Annotated in this window: 12 protein-coding genes; 7 read left to right on the plus strand and 5 right to left on the minus strand. The window is 39.0% G+C overall.

Going from position 1 to position 17,193, the window contains the following annotated elements; all coding sequences use genetic code 11:
• Nucleotides 1-115 precede the first annotated feature (115 nt).
• Nucleotides 116-1,582: an alpha-amylase gene (locus JNUCC23_RS22020; RefSeq protein ID WP_454213606.1), complete on the plus strand. Its 1,467-nt coding sequence runs from the start codon at nt 116-118 to the stop codon at nt 1,580-1,582.
• Nucleotides 1,583-1,830: 248 nt separating this feature from the next.
• Here the strand turns inward: JNUCC23_RS22020 and JNUCC23_RS22025 are convergent, their stop codons facing one another.
• Nucleotides 1,831-2,865 (minus strand): zinc chelation protein SecC, encoded by a 1,035-nt coding sequence (locus tag JNUCC23_RS22025; RefSeq protein WP_454213608.1) that lies wholly within the window; start codon nt 2,863-2,865, stop codon nt 1,831-1,833.
• Between the two features lie 236 nt (nt 2,866-3,101).
• Here JNUCC23_RS22025 and pepT point away from each other — a divergent pair, with 236 nt between their 5' ends.
• Nucleotides 3,102-4,337 carry a peptidase T gene (gene pepT, locus JNUCC23_RS22030; RefSeq protein ID WP_454213610.1) on the plus strand — a complete coding sequence of 412 codons (1,236 nt, stop codon included), beginning with the start codon at nt 3,102-3,104 and terminating at the stop codon, nt 4,335-4,337.
• Between the two features lie 167 nt (nt 4,338-4,504).
• On the opposite strand, the gene JNUCC23_RS22035 is transcribed toward pepT, so the two are convergent.
• Nucleotides 4,505-4,834 (minus strand): MGMT family protein, encoded by a 330-nt coding sequence (locus JNUCC23_RS22035; RefSeq protein ID WP_454216175.1) that lies wholly within the window; start codon nt 4,832-4,834, stop codon nt 4,505-4,507.
• Between the two features lie 221 nt (nt 4,835-5,055).
• Here JNUCC23_RS22035 and JNUCC23_RS22040 point away from each other — a divergent pair, with 221 nt between their 5' ends.
• The 3 genes from JNUCC23_RS22040 to JNUCC23_RS22050 all read left to right on the plus strand — a co-directional run bounded on the left by JNUCC23_RS22040 (nt 5,056) and on the right by JNUCC23_RS22050 (nt 9,490).
• Nucleotides 5,056-6,837, plus strand: a complete 1,782-nt coding sequence (locus tag JNUCC23_RS22040; protein ID WP_403077035.1) for a LytS/YhcK type 5TM receptor domain-containing protein — start codon at nt 5,056-5,058, stop codon at nt 6,835-6,837.
• Entirely contained in the window at nt 6,815-7,552 is a 738-nt protein-coding gene (locus JNUCC23_RS22045; protein WP_062186485.1) for a LytR/AlgR family response regulator transcription factor, read from the plus strand. Before JNUCC23_RS22040 ends, JNUCC23_RS22045 begins: the two co-directional genes overlap by 23 nt.
• 132 nt (nt 7,553-7,684) lie before the next feature.
• Nucleotides 7,685-9,490 carry a carbon starvation CstA family protein gene (locus JNUCC23_RS22050; RefSeq protein WP_062186487.1) on the plus strand — a complete coding sequence of 602 codons (1,806 nt, stop codon included), beginning with the start codon at nt 7,685-7,687 and terminating at the stop codon, nt 9,488-9,490.
• Between the two features lie 58 nt (nt 9,491-9,548).
• Here JNUCC23_RS22050 and pulA read toward each other — a convergent pair whose 3' ends face one another.
• Complete coding sequence (pulA, locus tag JNUCC23_RS22055; protein ID WP_403077027.1) at nt 9,549-12,434, minus strand: type I pullulanase; 2,886 nt, start codon at nt 12,432-12,434, stop codon at nt 9,549-9,551.
• A gap of 228 nt (nt 12,435-12,662) precedes the next feature.
• Between pulA and JNUCC23_RS22060 the strand changes: the two genes are divergently transcribed.
• The gene (locus tag JNUCC23_RS22060; protein WP_454216177.1) at nt 12,663-13,151 is read left to right on the plus strand and encodes a GyrI-like domain-containing protein; all 489 of its coding nucleotides are present in this window, start codon (nt 12,663-12,665) and stop codon (nt 13,149-13,151) included.
• Nucleotides 13,152-13,422: 271 nt separating this feature from the next.
• Here the strand turns inward: JNUCC23_RS22060 and JNUCC23_RS22065 are convergent, their stop codons facing one another.
• The gene (locus JNUCC23_RS22065) at nt 13,423-14,787 is read right to left on the minus strand and encodes an MATE family efflux transporter (protein ID WP_062186665.1); all 1,365 of its coding nucleotides are present in this window, start codon (nt 14,785-14,787) and stop codon (nt 13,423-13,425) included.
• A gap of 257 nt (nt 14,788-15,044) precedes the next feature.
• Between JNUCC23_RS22065 and JNUCC23_RS22070 the strand changes: the two genes are divergently transcribed.
• Nucleotides 15,045-15,752: a pseudouridine synthase gene (locus tag JNUCC23_RS22070; protein ID WP_454213613.1), complete on the plus strand. Its 708-nt coding sequence runs from the start codon at nt 15,045-15,047 to the stop codon at nt 15,750-15,752.
• 135 nt (nt 15,753-15,887) lie between these two features.
• Here JNUCC23_RS22070 and JNUCC23_RS22075 read toward each other — a convergent pair whose 3' ends face one another.
• Complete coding sequence (locus JNUCC23_RS22075; RefSeq protein WP_454213615.1) at nt 15,888-17,192, minus strand: GHKL domain-containing protein; 1,305 nt, start codon at nt 17,190-17,192, stop codon at nt 15,888-15,890.
• Nucleotide 17,193 lies beyond the last annotated feature (1 nt).

Below are 17,193 nucleotides of genomic sequence, written 5' to 3' on the forward strand. Positions count from 1 at the left end.
CTAGGGTACAATTTGAGGTAACTCGGTTTATACAAAACCTATCTGGCGTTAAAACGCCACCATCTACCATGAAGGATTAATCGTGTATAAAGAAGTGTCGAGATGAGGGATAATCATGAAACGGAATCATACGATGATGCAGTTTTTTGAATGGCATGTTGAGGCAGACGGTACACATTGGAAGCGGTTGGCTGAAACTGCACCGAAATTGAAGGAAAGTGGCATAGACTGTATATGGATTCCCCCTATAACAAAAGGGCAAGCAGCTGAAGATAACGGTTATGGAGTATACGATGTTTACGACCTTGGCGAGTTTAACCAAAGAGGAACGGTACGAACTAAATACGGTACGAAAGATGAATTGCACGAGGCAATCGCTGCCTGCCATGATCACAAGATCAGTGTCTATGTCGATCTAGTCATGAATCATAAAGCAGGTGCAGATGAAACGGAAGCATTTGAGGTCATTGAAGTTGACCCATTCAATCGAAAAGATGAGATTTCCGAACCATTTGAAATTGAAGGCTTTACGAAATTTACTTTTCCGAATCGAGATGGTCAATACTCTACCTTCACTTGGAGCTATGAACATTTTAATGGTACCGATTATGATGCCAGAACGGGCAAGATAGGCATCTACCGCATTTTACATAAAAAGTGGAATGACAAAGTGGCAGATGAATTTGGAAACTACGATTATTTAATGTTTGCGAATATTGATTATGAACATCCGGCTGTTACCCCAGAGATGATTTCATGGGGGAAATGGCTGATCGATACCGTTCAATGTGATGGGTTTCGATTAGATGCAATTAAGCATATTAACTACGATTTTATCCGAGACTTTTCAGATGCCATGCTTGAACACACAGAGGAAAATTTCTATTTCGTCGGGGAATTCTGGAATCCTGATTTAGAAGCTTGCCGCTCCTACCTTGACCATACTGAATATAAGATTGACCTCTTTGATGTGGCTCTTCATTATAAATTATGCGAGGCTTCCAAGGCTGGTAGGAAATATAACCTCGCAACGATATTTAATGATACACTTGTCCACTCCCATCCAATGAATGTCGTAACTTTTGTTGATAATCACGATTCACAACCTAACGAATCCTTAGAATCTTGGGTAGAAGATTGGTTCAAACAAATAGCCTATGCATTAATCTTGCTCAGAAAAGATGGCTACCCTTGCGTCTTTTATGGCGATTATTATGGCATAGGTGGGCCTGAACCCATCCCAGGAAAAAAAGCAGGCATCGATCCCCTTCTCTTTGCTCGTTACCACAAAGCATACGGCGATCAAGAGGATTACTTCGATCATAAGAATATCATCGGCTGGGTTCGCCGTGGCGTCCGAGAAATTGAACATTCTGGCTGTGCTGTTATTGTTTCTAATGATGACAGTGGCAAAAAAAGAATGTTCGTTGGCGAAGACCGTGCTGGTGAAGATTGGACAGATCTGACGAATAATCGGCAAGATAGAATTACGATTGCAGATGATGGTTTTGCAGAATTCCCTGTTACAAGCGGAAGTGTTTCAGTGTGGGCATTGGCTAAAGTGAGCTCAGACGATGAATAAAACTTAAATACTACAGGAAATTGGATGTTTTCATACAAAACCTATATGGCATTAAAACACCACCATTTACTATGAAGGATCAATCACACGCTACATTCACCTAATCGCAATGGTGGCGGTGCGAAGCTGAATTTCAAGGTACTTTCTATAATAAAATAAGTAGATTGTCTTGATTAATAAGTCGCCAAGCCCCATATCCTTCATACAAGACAAAAGGGGGCAGATTTTGTCTGCCCCCTTTTGTCTCTCTAAAAAGAACTTTCCTTAGCATCTGCAAGCTTTCGCCAGTTTCCCAGTTCCGGATGCTCATACCCCATGATCTTATAATAGCTGTATGCAAGCTGTTCTGATTCAATCATAAACGATTCAATGCCTTCTTCCATATATCCGTCAATGAACGGTTTTGCTTCATCCGTTAATTGATGGGCTAATGCTTCAATGAGAAATGCTGCATCTTCTTCATACTCTAATGCATCGAAGGCTTTCTTCAGTTCTTGCACAGCCAAATCTGATTTAATCGTACCAAGAATGGACGTTCCGTAAATAATGGCATCAGGATTCTTTACATAAGGAGAAACCTCATTCACCACTTGGTCGCTTTGAAAGCTGATCAATACATCTGCTGTAACTTCCAATAAAATATCATCTTCTCTTGTCAGAAGGCCCGCCAGTAGTGAAATATACTCTTTTTTCCCGAGCGCTCCAATTAAATAAACAGTGAAGATCCCTGCAAAATTGAAATAGTCTTCATTCAAATTTTCATTTAATATATGAGCAAGCTCAGCATCCTTAATCCAACCTTTTTTTGCAAGAACATTGGCTGTATGCCTTGTCTGTTGAAAAAGGGCTTCATTATATTCCTGGGAACGATTTAGTGCATCAAGTAACCGACTATACTCCGTCCATACTTGGCGCTCATCTCCATGCAGAAGAATGTCATATAATCGAAAGACATCCTCAGATAAAAGAGCAGATAATTCTCTTTTGTACTTCATCGCTAACTCCGGCTCTACTACTGTAAGTATCTGCTGATACGTATGTAGCTGTTCTGGGGCTGCAGCTTTTGCTCCTTCAATTAGAAACCTTACAGCTTCTTCGTTCAATGTATGCTTTTTTAACTCCATAAGCAGAGAATTAGACTCGGAATCAACCATCCCTTTAACCAATTTTGTCGTCCACTCTTCTGGGACACGTGGAAAATCACGCAATACTTGTAAAACGAATTCCTTGATATGAACATCTTCGCTCATTAGATGAGGTTCAATTCTTTCTAGAAAATGCAATGGTTCTGCTCCCTTCAATTGTAAATCGTACTACAGTTATATCATAAGAAGTGTAGAAAACCCACCACTGAACATTCGTCCTTTTTTCAGTAGGAAACGATGAGCAGGATACTTCCATTCATTCTCATTGTGAAGCTTTGATTAGTTGAGTGAAGGTTGTTTCATGAACCCTCTATGTGAACGGGTGAGCTAATCGTGATAAGATAATCATATCTATTCAAAGGAGCTGAACTAAAATGAAAAATGAAATCATCAAACGCTTTACTACTTATGTTAAATTGGATACCCAATCAAATGAAGAAAGTCCAACTTGTCCTTCAACACCTGGTCAGCTGACTCTCGCACAAATGCTTGTTGAAGAGCTAAAAGAAATTGGCATGACAGAAGTGACGATGGATGCAAACGGGTATGTGATGGCAACATTGGCAGCAAATACAACGAAGAACGTACCAACAATCGGCTTCTTAGCACATATTGATACAGCAACAGACTTCACAGGAAAAAATGTCTTGCCGAAGCTCGTTGAAAATTATGATGGAAATGATATTCACTTAAACGAAAATCTACATATCACCCTTTCACCAAAAGATTTTCCTTCTTTGACAGACTATAAAGGCCACACGCTCATTACAACAGATGGCACGACACTTCTTGGCGCTGATAATAAAGCCGGGATTGCTGAAATTATGACAGCCATGAGCTATTTGATTCAGCACCCTGAAATCAAACACGGGAAAATTCGGATTGCCTTTACACCTGATGAAGAAATTGGACGTGGTCCTCATAAATTCGACGTTGTTGCTTTTGATGCAAAATACGCATACACAGTAGACGGTGGTCCACTTGGTGAACTAGAATACGAAAGCTTTAACGCAGCTGGCGCTAAGATTACAGTGAATGGTACCAATATCCACCCTGGCACAGCAAAAGGTAAAATGATCAACTCGATGAAAATTGCTATGGAGCTACAAAACAAGCTACCAGCTGAACAAGCTCCAGAGCTAACGGAAAACTACGAAGGTTTTTATCACCTGCTTTCATTCCAAGGAGATGTTGAACAAACGAAGCTCGTTTATATTATTCGTGACTTTGATAAAGACGAATTCCAAGCGAAGAAAACGAAACTTGAAAACATCATAAACGAATTAAAAGAAAAATACGGCCATGACAGCATTCTACTCGAAATGACGGATCAATATTACAATATGAGAGAAAAAATCGAACCGGTCAAAGAGATTGTTGATATCGCTTATGAAGCAATGAAAAAATTAGATATCGAACCAAAGATTTCACCGATTCGAGGTGGAACTGATGGATCTCAGCTATCTTATATGGGACTGCCGACGCCGAATATTTTTACTGGGGGAGAGAACTTCCATGGAAAATACGAATTTGTTTCAGTAAACAATATGATGAAATCCGTAAACGTAATCGTTGGCATTGCTGAGTTATTTGAGGAAAAGGCGAAGTGAGCTGAAAAGGGTCTGAACTCGCACTCTATATAAAGTCCAGAGTAATACTTACGCTTAATTTGAACAGTATATTGGGATTTGCGGGGTCTGACCCTTTCATGAGGTCAGCCCCTAAGGCATCCTCCTTTATTTTGCACAATATAAGATGCGGTCACCAGTCACTTTGTCTATTTTAAGTCTTCATGCACGATCGCTAGATGAAACTGAAATTCCTGAAGATTAATGGAGCCATCTAACAAGAATTCAACCCCCTCACTTTGCAAGGAAAGCTTTTGAATCTGAAAGTGCTCATCATCTTTCATGGAAATCTTGCCTTTTGCATTTACGACCCGATGCCATGGAAGATGATGTTTTCCACTCATGGAGTGAAGGATTCTGACAACCTGTCGCGCCCCTCTTGGACTACCTGCTAATTTAGCAATTTGGCCATAGGTCATGACGTTTCCTTCTGGAATATTTTGAATAATAGTAATTACCTTTTCAGTAAATGGCTTCATGTTCATCCTTTCATTTTCACTCTGATTAACCATATTTTAACCTTATCGATTAAGAAAGAGTACGAAAACTCTCTTAAACAAGTATAATTCGCTTTATATGAAATGATCTGATTATTATTAACCTTTAATGTATACATAAAAAACTTATAATGAGATGGAAAAGGCAAATTTCTATCGATTACCTATCTCGCGTTTGAATGAATAATAAAGGACGGGTGACTATGTTTAATCTAGCACCATTAATGCTTGAAAAAGTCGGAATTATTGTTATTGTTGCTTTTCTATTTTCTCAAGTGAAATCGTTTCGCCAAATTGTACAAAATAAGCACAAAACAAATGAAAAAGTCATGCTCATTTTGCTTTTCGGGGCATTCGGAGTCATCAGTAATTACACTGGAATTGAAATTCATCATAATACCATTGCGAAAGCTGAGTGGCTATCAGAAATAGACCCTGAAAGTGCACTGGCGAATACAAGAGTGATGGGTGTTGTTATTGGCGGATTACTCGGTGGGCCAACGGTTGGTATAGGAGCAGGTCTAATTGCAGGTGTTCACCGGTATACACTTGGTGGGTTTACAGCTTTTTCTTGTGCACTCTCTACAATATTGGCTGGAATTGCTGCTGGATATTTTGGCAGCAAACGAAAACAGAATGGGAAAAAAATAACGTCTACTTTTGCTGTCTTGATCGGAATGACATTAGAAACTGTACAAATGTTAATCCTTTTAATGACGGCTAAGCCGTTTGACCATGCACTGAATCTTGTTCTAATCATCGGGCTTCCTATGATTTTCGTCAATGGATTCGGTACATTGTTGTTTATGTTCATCATTCAATCGATAATACGTGACGAAGAACGGGCACGTGCAAGCCAAACCAACCGAGCCTTTCATATCGCCGACCAAACCTTACCTTTCTTTCGACAGGGTTTAAACAATCGTTCTTGCATGGAAATATCAAAAATTATGCTGAAGCTAACAGATGCCGATGCAGTGGCGATAACAGATGAACATCAAGTCCTTGCTCATGTTGGGGAAGGTTCCGACCATCATAGACCTAAAGCACAACTTGCTACAGGTTTAACCAAACGAGTCCTTGAAATCGGAAACATTTCTGTGGCAAGGTCAAGAGAAGAAATCTTCTGCTTTCATAACCATTGTTCATTACAGGCAGCCATCGTATTGCCTTTAAAGGTACAAAGTAAAACAGTAGGTACATTAAAGATGTACTTTACCCAACCAGATAAGTTAGATCGGGTACAGCAACAGTTAGCAGAAGGTTTAGCTAACTTATTCTCCACACAATTAGAGCTTGCAGAGGCAGAAAGGCAAATGAAACTGTTGAAAGATGCAGAAATTAAAGCTTTACAAGCACAAATTCACCCGCATTTTTTATTTAATAGCCTGAATACAATCTCCATACTATGTCGTACAGATGTACATAAGGCTCGAAAGTTACTTCTTGATCTAAGTTCATTTTTCCGAGGCAATTTACATGGTGCGAGACAGATGCTCATACCCTTAGAAAAGGAATTAGAAAATGTCAAAGCCTACTTGTCATTAGTACAAACTCGTTTCCCAGACAAGTACGACATTAACTTTCAAATAGAACCCGGTCTCGAGAAAGTACTTATTCCGCCATTTACCTTGCAACCGATCGTTGAGAACTCCATTCATTACGGCAATGGAAAAAGCAAGAACGAAGGATACATCACCATCCAGATTTTCACCCAAAATAAGACCATGCAAATTATTGTCACAGATAATGGGAAAGGAATTCCCGCTGAAAAAATTGAATTACTTGGTAAACAAATCATGCAGTCAAGAAAAGGGACAGGCACTGCCATTTTTAATATTAGTCAGCGCTTAAATGGCATTTATAATGGCCAAGCTAGTTTAACTATAAACAGTGAAGTAAATCTCGGGACAACCATTACGATTGCCATCCCGCTTGATAGTAAAGGAGTTTTCGATCAAAATGTTGAAAGCCTATATAGTTGACGATGAACCATTAGCAAGAGATGAATTGAAATATCTACTCATTCGAAGCAAACAAGTCAAAATCTTAGGGGAAAGTGATTGTCTCGAAGATGCTGTTGTAGATATTCCTAAGTTAAAACCAGATCTAGTTTTCTTAGATATTGAACTTGCTGAAGATAACGGCCTACAGCTGGCCAAGCATTTGCTCACTCTAGACCCAATCCCAGCAATTGTCTTTGCGACAGCCTATGATGAATATGCCCTACAAGCCTTTGAATTAAACGCACTCGACTATCTATTAAAACCCTTTGATGAAATTCGCATTCAAAAAACACTGGAGAAAATCCAGCAAATGCAAAGAATAGGTGAGAAAGAAAACAACATTTACCCTTCTTTGAAAAAGGACCATACTGGAAAAATTGCTGTCCTTTTAGATGAAAGAATTATTTTATTAACATGTGCTGACATTCATTATTTAGAGTCATTTGAGGGGAAAACCATCATTAAAATGATGGAACACACATATAAAACCAGTGAAGCACTGGTTGTTCTAGAGAAAAAGCTAAACGGAAGACAATTTATCCGAGTTCATCGCAGTTTCATTGTGAACATGGACCATATTATAGAAATAGAACCTTGGTTTAATTCTACCTATCATTTAATCATGAACGACAGCTCCAAAGTTCCTGTTAGCCGTACCTATGTAAAAGAATTAAAGCAACTACTCGGTTTTTGAATATTTTGCATTTCACCTTTCCATTTCTGCAACTCAACTTTCTATTTTTGTATTTCAAAATGAAAACGCTCTAATTTATGTTTTCATTTAGTATGATGGCAGTAGAGGACAAAGGAATGGGGGAACAGGAAAATGAATGCGATTACAATCGTTATTGGCTCTATCTGTATACTCTTAATTGTATACCGTTTATATGGTACATTCATGGCAGCAAAGGTCTTGAAACTTGATGATTCAAAGCCAACACCAGCCCATAAATTAGAAGATGGACAAGATTATGTACCCACAAATAAATGGGTTACGTTTGGACATCATTTTGCGGCGATTGCTGCAGCGGGTCCGTTAGTTGGCCCAATATTGGCTGCTCAGTTTGGTTATTTACCTGGATTACTTTGGTTGCTGATTGGGGCAGTAGTCGGTGGAGCTGTCCACGATATGGTTGTTCTCTTTGCCTCCATGCGTAGAGATGGAAAATCCTTATCAGAAGTGGCAAAAGAAGAACTTGGTCCTGTGGCGGGATTTTGTACAGGTTTAGCGATGTTATTCATTATCACCATTACAATGGCAGGTCTATCATTAGTTGTTTTGAGTGCATTAGAAAGAAATCCATGGGGAACATTCGCTGTTGGAATAACCATTCCGATTGCAATGGGGGTTGGTCTGTATCATAAAAAAACAGGCAACTTAAAAGGTGCGACGATTGTTGGTTTTGCTCTTATTATGGCTGCTATCATCTTTGGGCCAAACATCCAAGGCACAGCTTTTGGCGATTTATTAACATTTGAAAAAAGCACACTTGCTCTTATTCTCCCTATCTATGCCTTCTTTGCTGCGGCTTTACCAGTCTGGTTACTGCTGGCGCCTCGCGATTATTTAAGTACATTTATGAAGATTGGTGTATTCGCAGCATTAATCCTTGGCGTATTCTATGTAAACCCAGCTGTTCAATTCCCAGCATTTACGGAATTCATTAATGGCGGTGGACCCATTATCGCTGGGCCGGTTTGGCCATTCATCTCCATTACGATTGCTTGTGGAGCAATCTCCGGCTTCCATGCATTCGTTGGTTCTGGTACAACACCGAAAATGATTAATCGTTGGAGTGACATTAAAGGTGTCGCTTTTGGCGCCATGCTTGTTGAATGTTTAGTAGCGATTATGGCTTTAATTGCCGCAGTTTCCCTGCAACCAGGAGATTATTTCGCAATCAACTCAACACCAGAGAAATATGCAACACTAGGTATGGAAACGGTACATCTTGATAAACTGAGTGAAGAAGTTGGGATGGATCTCGAAGGAAGAACGGGTGGAGCCGTTACACTTGCTGTCGGGATGACGTATATCTTCACGGAAATTCCAATTTTCGAGAAAATGGCGTCCTACTTCTACCAATTTGTTATTCTATTCGAAGCTGTTTTTATTTTAACTGCCATCGACTCAGGAACACGAGTTTCACGTTATCTTATCCAAGATTTCCTTGGGGACTTCATTAAACCGTTAAAACGGACAGATTCACTACCTGCTAATATTTTTGCAAGTGCGCTAGCCTGCTTTATCTGGGGATATCTCCTTTTCTCCGGTGATATTAGTTCCATCTGGGCGCTTTTCGGAGTATCGAACCAATTAATGGCTGCTATCGGTCTTATTATCGGTGCAACAGTGGTCCTCAAGATTGCAGACAAGCGTTGGTATATGTTGACATGCCTAATCCCACTTGCTTACCTGTATGTAACGGTTAACGTAGCAGGATACTGGATGGTTACGAATGTTTACTTAAATACAGAAAATGCTGGTTACAGTGTATTAAATGGCGCTCTTTCCATCATTATGTTAGTCCTTGGCCTTGTGATCATAATTTCCTCCATTACCAAGTGGATTCAACTATGGAAAATTCCGCAAACCGTACTTGTAGAACGTTCCAAAACGGAAGCTTCCTAATAATAAAGTAGCACCCCATTTTAAACAACCTAAAATGGGGTGCTACTTTATTCTACATTTACTTTGTTTCCAACACGAAAGTGCTTAATGCAGGCACTGTGATTTCATTGGATTGGATTTTCGCTAATGCTTTTGTCCCAGCTTTTTGCCCGTTTACAAGCAGAGAATATTTCCCTTTGTTTGGAATACTAAAATGGATAGCCTGCTTGTTTGCATTATGAACAACAGTTAGTTCAGTTTTTGACTTTTTTTCCGGACTTGTTAAAGTATAGGCAATAACATTTTTCGGTGCTTCCAAGAAGGTTAAATGTTGTTGAACTTCCTCCGCTGTTCCAAGGCGAAACGCCGGATACTTTTCCCTTAACTGAATAAGTCCTTTCATATACTCAACTTCCTGGTAATATTCCGCTTTCCGCTTCCAATCAAGTTGATTGACAGCATCTGATGACTTATAGCTGTTATGGTCTCCACCTTTTGTACGCATAAATTCCTGACCAGCATGAATAAATGGAATTCCTTGTGAGGTTAAAATGATTGATGAAGCAAGCTTGTGCATTTGTTTCCGCTCCACTTCTGAAGCTTCAGGATTCGTCAATGCAAGCTTATCCCAAAGTGTGTGGTTGTCATGAGCTTCTATATACGTAACAACTTGCTCCGGATCAAGATAGCTGTCCATGCTTTTTCCGGCAATACCATTCTTAATCGTTTCCTCTAGTCCCGATTTACCGTTTACAAAACCTGCATCACGCTCTTCAAATACGCTTCCCTTTAGGCCATCTCGAATACGATCATTGAAATGAGCGATTCGCGGCATCGCAGCTGCATTCTTTTGGTTTGCCTTCTTCTCAGCAGCAAGCGGAGTATTTAGGTCCCAGCCCTCACCAATAACAATGATACTTGGGTCAATTTTATCCAAGGCCTTACGTATTTCATTCATCGTTTCAACATCATGGATCCCCATTAAGTCAAAACGGAAACCATCAAGATGATATTCCTTTGCCCAGTAAGTGACTGAATCAACGATGAACTTACGCATCATTTTTCGTTCAGATGCTGTATCATTGCCAACTCCGGTTCCATTCGCTAATGTTCCGTCTTCATTATAACGGAAATAATAACCTGGAACTAATTGATGGAAATTCGATTCACTAACGGAATACATATGGTTATACACAACATCCATGACAACGCGAAGGTTCTGTTTATGAAGGGCTTGAACCATTTGTTTTACTTCCTTAATTCGTACCTTTGGTTCATATGGATTCGTTGAATAAGAGCCTTCTGGTGCATTGTAATTCTTCGGGTCATAGCCCCAATTATATTGCGGCACATCCAGCTTTGTTTCATCAACGGTGTGGTAATCATACATCGGAATAAATTGAACATGAGTCACACCCAGGTCTTTAATATGACTAAGTCCCGTTTTCACACCTTGCGGGCTCTTTGTACCAAGTTCAGTGACTCCTAAATATTTCCCTTTATGCTTAATTCCACTTTCTGCTTGGATCGATAAATCACGAATATGCAACTCATAAAAAATAGCATCCTCCGCTTTTTTCAGAGCTGGTTTCTTAGTCGACCAGTTCTTTGGATTTGTACTTGTTAAGTCCACGACCACACCTTTATCACCATTTACCGTAACAGCACGTGCATACGGATCGACTGCTTCGGTCCACTTATCACCAATCTTCACTTTATACGTATAAATCAAGCCATCCTGGTTCCCTTGTATTTCAAGTTTCCATGTTCCTTTCTCGGCTTGCTTCATAGCTATTTCTTTACCAACTTGATCGTCCCAGTTATCATACGTAACAAGCTTAGCTTCACTAGCTGTAGGGGCCCAAAGACGAAAAGCTGTCTTCTTTTTGGCGTACACATTCCCTAAGTCATTTCCATCGTAATAAAAAAGGGTGTCAAACTCTTCTGATCGAATGGCAGCTCCCATCTCCACATCAGCGGTTCCGAATAACTGCTTCGATATTTTATATGTTTTCTTCAAATCAAGATTATCTTTCGTAATTATTTTTACCCTATTTGTCGTCGTTTCATTTTCTTTATAGGCTTGAATTTCTTTAATTTGTACTCCCCCCAATGTAAACCCAGCAAATTTTCCATCATTTAATGAAAAAGGAAAATTGGTTTCTATCGTAATTTCGTTCATTTTATCAATTTTTGCACTGACGATTTTTGGCGTACGATCTATTTGCGATACATCATAATACACCCGTTCAACCCCTTGTGTAATCCAAATTTCCGCTGTGCCATCTTCATTGAACTTCGTAATAAAACGATCATTAAATTCCCTATTTGCCCAAGCATCTCCACCCTTGCTTTGACGAAGAATGAAACCGAGTTTCTTAATTCCCTCTTCATCCGATACGGTCAACTTGGCAATCTTTCCAAATTCATCTTCATCTGTGAAAGCTATCTCATGTCCATCTTTTCCGTCTGGCCACACCCATAGATTCCAACCTTGATACTGCTGGTCATAGCGGAAGTAGTGAATGGTCACGTCTATATGTTCATAGGAAGGGAAATCACGATATTCTCCATCTGGTGGCTCCATATACGTTCTAGGATCACCTGATTTGACCCAAACCTCTACCTCGCCACTACTAACGTCTATCCAACGGTCTTCTTCGCCATCCTTTTCCCATGATTCTGTACGAACGATAAAGCCAACACGCTTTGCGTCACTAGGTACCTCGATTTCCGCAATCTTTCCAAACTTATCTTCGCTGGTAAACGGATAGGCCTTTCCTTCTCCGCCTTCAGGCCAGATCCAAAGTTCCCACTCTTTCTTGTCGTTCGCTGCTTCTTGATAATGAATCGTTACTTTCGTTGTATCCGCGTCAGCAAACGCTTGCACAGAAAACCCTGAAAAAATCATGGTTAGAATAAGTAATATAACCGTTAATGATATTTGTACTTTTCTTACCTCCATTGTTATCCCCCCTTCCTAATTATTAGAATATTCTATATTATCATTATAGTCAAAATAGCATTGTTTGCATATGGTGATTTTAAAAAATACTTGAGAGTACATTCCATTTTTTCTTGAATCCGTTAAGTAACCGTGTTGTTTAAGAAAGCTGAACTAGTGTTGTAAGCTATAACGACTAGTAGAAGCGCAAGACAGACTTCTTTATCGGGAGTGATGACATTGACAACAATGAAATATGAATGGCGGAAAAGAGATAAAGAAATTTATCTACCTAAAAACAAACCAATATTAGTAGATATTCCACCGATGAAATACTTTATGCTGAAGGGAAAAGGCAATCCTAACAGTGAAGCTTTTAAAGAGGCTGTTCAAACATTATACGCATTGTCATATGCTATTCGAATGATGCCGAAGAAAGGATTTACACGGGAAGGCTATTTTGAGTACACGGTATTTCCATTAGAAGGAATTTGGGATTTGGATGAAATCGGAAGACAATTAGATAAATTGGATAAAGATCGATTAATATATAAATTAATGATACGGCAGCCCGAGTTCGTATCAAACGAACTCTTTATAATGGCCAAAAATATCGCAGAAAAAAAAGTATCGGAAAAATTGTTAAATCAAGTTACATTTGAGGAAATTAAAGAAGGGTTATGTGTGCAATGTATGCATATAGGGAGTATGATGACGAACCAAGGACGTTTGCCATGATGGATGAGTTTAGTATAGAAAAAGGTGTACATCGTATTGACAAAAGACATCGAGAAATATACATAAGCGATGCACGAAAACATCTCTTGGAAAATTAAAAACAGTCTTAAGATTTAGGGTATCGAACTGATTACTTAGTAGTGCGCTTTTCTAAAGCTCTCAGGGAATTTGGCGTCATGGTGAACATTAAACGATGTCATTGCATTAAGATAGAGCGAGGGTTCCAAAAGGGTTAGGCCTTTTTTGAACCCCCACTCTGACTGTTTGATATTTATTGAGAAACAACTGGTTCTATTTTTAGATCATCGTGTTTAACAAGTGCATGCTTCTCCCATTTTCGGCTCTTCCACCTGAAAAACATGATGATTGCCCGTGTCCACTCATCAGCTGCAATCGCAAGCCAAATCCCCGGTAAACCAAGATCAAGATGGAAGACAAAGAAATATCCTAGAGGGAGACTCATTCCAACCATTGAAAGTGCACCTATCAAGACTGGATATCTGGCGTCTCCTGATGCACGCAATGAATTGATCAGAACGATGTTTATCGTACGACCCGTTTCGAGCAGGATACTTAGTAAGAGGACACTTGCACCCATTCGAATAATCTCAGGGTCATCAGAGAACAGTCCCATCAATGGTTTTCGAAGTAGAATAACAATTACTACCATAGAAAACGTAACGGCTAATGCCCACTGGACGCTTTTCCACACCCGAAAGTACGCGTCATCTTTCCGGTTTCCACCGACATAACGACCTACTATAATTGCTGTTCCCATCCCAATTGCCATAGCAAACAAGTAAATGAACATAGAGATGTTTGTAGCATATTGTCTTGCTGCTAGCGAGCTAGCACCGAGATAGGTTGCATAATATAAGAACACGATTTGACATGCTTGATACATAATTTGCTCAAAGGCAGATGGCAAACCAATTTGTAGTATTTTACGAATGTACTCCCATGATAAAGTGAAATAATACTCCAGCCTCACGCGAACTTCCATCACTCGATACAGAAGCCAAAAGAATACAAGCAGCGCAAGAAATCGGCTAATGACTGAAGAAATAGCCGCACCTTGAACACCTAACTCAGGAAAACCAAATTTCCCGAAGATGAGTGCATAATTTCCTAGTATATGAATCACGTTCATCCCAAGTGAAACAAACATCGCTTCCTTCGTGAAACCATGAACGCGAATAATGGCAGCCAATGAATTAATAATTGCTTGTAGGAAAATGGCTCCTCCAACAATCTTTAAATAACTTTGTGCATAAAAGAGGATATCACCTGATAAGTTCAAACCTTGCATCATTCTCTCGCTATAAAAAACAAAAACAATGCTTATCATGATACCGACTATTAAATTAAGGACAACTGCGATTGCTGATATTTTAGCAGCTTCCAGAATTTTTCTTGAACCGATATACTGAGCAATAACGATGGCAGCACCATTACCAACCACTTCTAAGATAAGGATGGCAATATGGAGATATTGATTGGCAGCACCTACACCAGAAACAGCATCATCAGAAATTGCACTCAACATAAACGTATCGACAATCCCCATTAACATAAATAGAAAAATCTCTAAAAAAATAGGCCATGTAAGAGAGAATAGATTAAAATCCTTCTGCATCTTCGTTGAATTTTTAACCAAAATTTCACCTTCTTACTCTATATACTTTTTAAAACAAATAGTATCGTATCACAGTTCAATTGCAGATACACCTATTTTTTGAAATGTTTCCAAAAAATAATTATTTCCATATTAACTCATACCCTTTTTTGTAGGAATAGGGTCGAAATTGAAGATTCTTACGTACTTCCTTGTGCAAAGACGTGTATTTGCGTTATCTTAGAATCACAAATCTAAATATAAAGGTGTGCGTACTTTTGCGAATTAACAAATATATTAGTGAGTCAGGGATTACATCAAGGCGGGGCGCCGATAAGTGGATTGCTGAAGGAAAAGTGACAATTAATGGTATGACAGCTGAGCTAGGCAGCCAGGCTGAGCCAGGTGATGATGTGCGAGTGGATGGGAAACCGGTTATCATTGAACAACAAAGTGTATACCTTGTTCTCAATAAACCAGTAGGCATTACGAGCACGACGGAAAAACATATTAAAGGGAATATTGTTGACTTCGTGAACCACCCATTGCGGATTTTTCATATAGGGAGACTTGATAAAGATTCAGAAGGGTTAATCTTGCTCACGAATGATGGCGATATCGTAAATGAAATTCTACGATCTGAAAACAAACATGAGAAAGAATATATTGTACAAGTAGACAAGCCAATCACCGACCCATTCTTAAGGAATATGGCTTCAGGCGTAGATATATTAGATACGAAGACTCTTCCATGTAAAGTCATTCAACTTTCTAAAAACAGTTTCAAAATAATACTGACACAAGGCTTAAATCGGCAAATTCGCCGTATGTGCTCTGCTCTTGATTATCAAGTAGTAAGTTTGCAGCGAATTCGTATCATGAATATTAAGCTTGGTGGGCTTGCAGTAGGACAGTGGCGTGATCTCACTAAGGCTGAAAAGGAAGAATTATTTTCTGAGCTCAACTACACGCCTCGAAAACGATAATTCTACAAAAAAAGGGTGTCCCCAAAAACAAAGGGTCAGACCCCGCAACAACTAAATACCGTATAGGATAAGTGTATGAAACACTACATACTGATTTAGAGTGCGAGGTCAGACCCTTATGAGACTCTTTCACGATTATGACTTAGGTATATTACATGTAACAACTATTTCACGATCCATCACATGAAACTTGATCTGTCCATCATATCTTTTGACAATTTCTTTTACAATAAATAACCCCTGTCCTCTTATCTTGCCTGCCTTTTCTTTCTTCGTTGAAAAGCCTCTTTCAAAGATATTCTCTATCACCTTTTCATTCATAGCAGGTCCAGTATTCTTCACTTCAAATAAGTATTGGCTGTTACTTACTTTACAGGCTACTTTAATTCTCCGATCGGGTTCTGGAAGTTCAATTGTGGCCTCAATCGCATTATCAATTAAATTAGACAGAATTTTTATCAAATCAGTCGACTTAATGTTTGAGAATGAATCATTGGATATATCAAACTCGATTTCTATTGTATGGTTTTCTGCGGTAAGCTTTTTTGTTTCCATTAATACAGATAAACCTGGGTTGTTTACATTCAAGTTAATATTTTCAATCGCATGTACTTCTTTAAAGAGATGTGCTAAATACTCTAGAGCTTTTTCATGATTGCCTAGCTTCAACAAACCGTGGATGACTTGGATATGATTAGAAAAGTCATGTCGTAAAGACTGCACAGAAGAGATTAAAGAACGGAACTCCGATTGATATGTTACTTCTGTTTCGCCCACTTCTTTTTTTAACTCCCTTTGGTACCACTTTTCGATGATTAAAAAGGATAAAAGTAAAACTACTACGAACAATCCGTTAAAAATCAGCATATGTGAATTATTCTTTAATACATTTTCACTGATATGATTGAGCGCTTCTGTACTTATATCAATAGCTAGAAAGCCAATGATCTCTTTTTGGTTATCAATAATAGGTGTCCCAACGGTAAGATATTGTCCAAATACTGGATCATTAATAACGCTCGTATAAAACGCTTCCCCCTTATATGCTTGTGCAACCTGCTTTTCTGGAACGGTACACACCAATCCTATTTCTACATTTTCTGAATTTGGCATTCCTGCTACCATGACTCTCGATATTCTAGGATTATCAACCGCCAGTGAATAGAGATGCAAAACACCAATCTTTTCTCTCACGTCATCAAAGTATTCTTTAAGCGCATTATATTCTTTCCCTTTTACTGGATTTTCAAGAAACTTCTTGTACAACTCTATATCCATAGAAGCAGCGATGCTCTTTGCTCTCTCTACATTGTGGACAGCAATCGATTCTTCTATCGTCTTTTTAATAGTAAAATAAGATGCAAGTATATTCACACCTGTGAAGAATACGACTAAAAATAGTGCCAATCCAAAAATCAATTTTACTTTTGTTTTTTTCATA

The organism is Peribacillus sp. JNUCC 23, from assembly GCF_053653995.1.

Bases quoted from the DNA above. Each gene is read 5' to 3' on its own strand.
- JNUCC23_RS22020 (WP_454213606.1), top strand. From the start codon at position 116: ATGAAACGGAATCATACGATGATGCAGTTTTTTGAATGGCATGTTGAG.
- pepT (WP_454213610.1), top strand. From the start codon at position 3,102: ATGAAAAATGAAATCATCAAACGCTTTACTACTTATGTTAAATTGGAT.
- JNUCC23_RS22035 (WP_454216175.1), bottom strand. From the start codon at position 4,834: ATGAAGCCATTTACTGAAAAGGTAATTACTATTATTCAAAATATTCCA.
- JNUCC23_RS22040 (WP_403077035.1), top strand. From the start codon at position 5,056: ATGTTTAATCTAGCACCATTAATGCTTGAAAAAGTCGGAATTATTGTT.
- JNUCC23_RS22045 (WP_062186485.1), top strand. From the start codon at position 6,815: ATGTTGAAAGCCTATATAGTTGACGATGAACCATTAGCAAGAGATGAA.
- JNUCC23_RS22050 (WP_062186487.1), top strand. From the start codon at position 7,685: ATGAATGCGATTACAATCGTTATTGGCTCTATCTGTATACTCTTAATT.
- pulA (WP_403077027.1), bottom strand. From the start codon at position 12,434: ATGGAGGTAAGAAAAGTACAAATATCATTAACGGTTATATTACTTATT.
- JNUCC23_RS22060 (WP_454216177.1), top strand. From the start codon at position 12,663: ATGAAATATGAATGGCGGAAAAGAGATAAAGAAATTTATCTACCTAAA.
- JNUCC23_RS22065 (WP_062186665.1), bottom strand. From the start codon at position 14,787: ATGCAGAAGGATTTTAATCTATTCTCTCTTACATGGCCTATTTTTTTA.
- JNUCC23_RS22075 (WP_454213615.1), bottom strand. From the start codon at position 17,192: ATGAAAAAAACAAAAGTAAAATTGATTTTTGGATTGGCACTATTTTTA.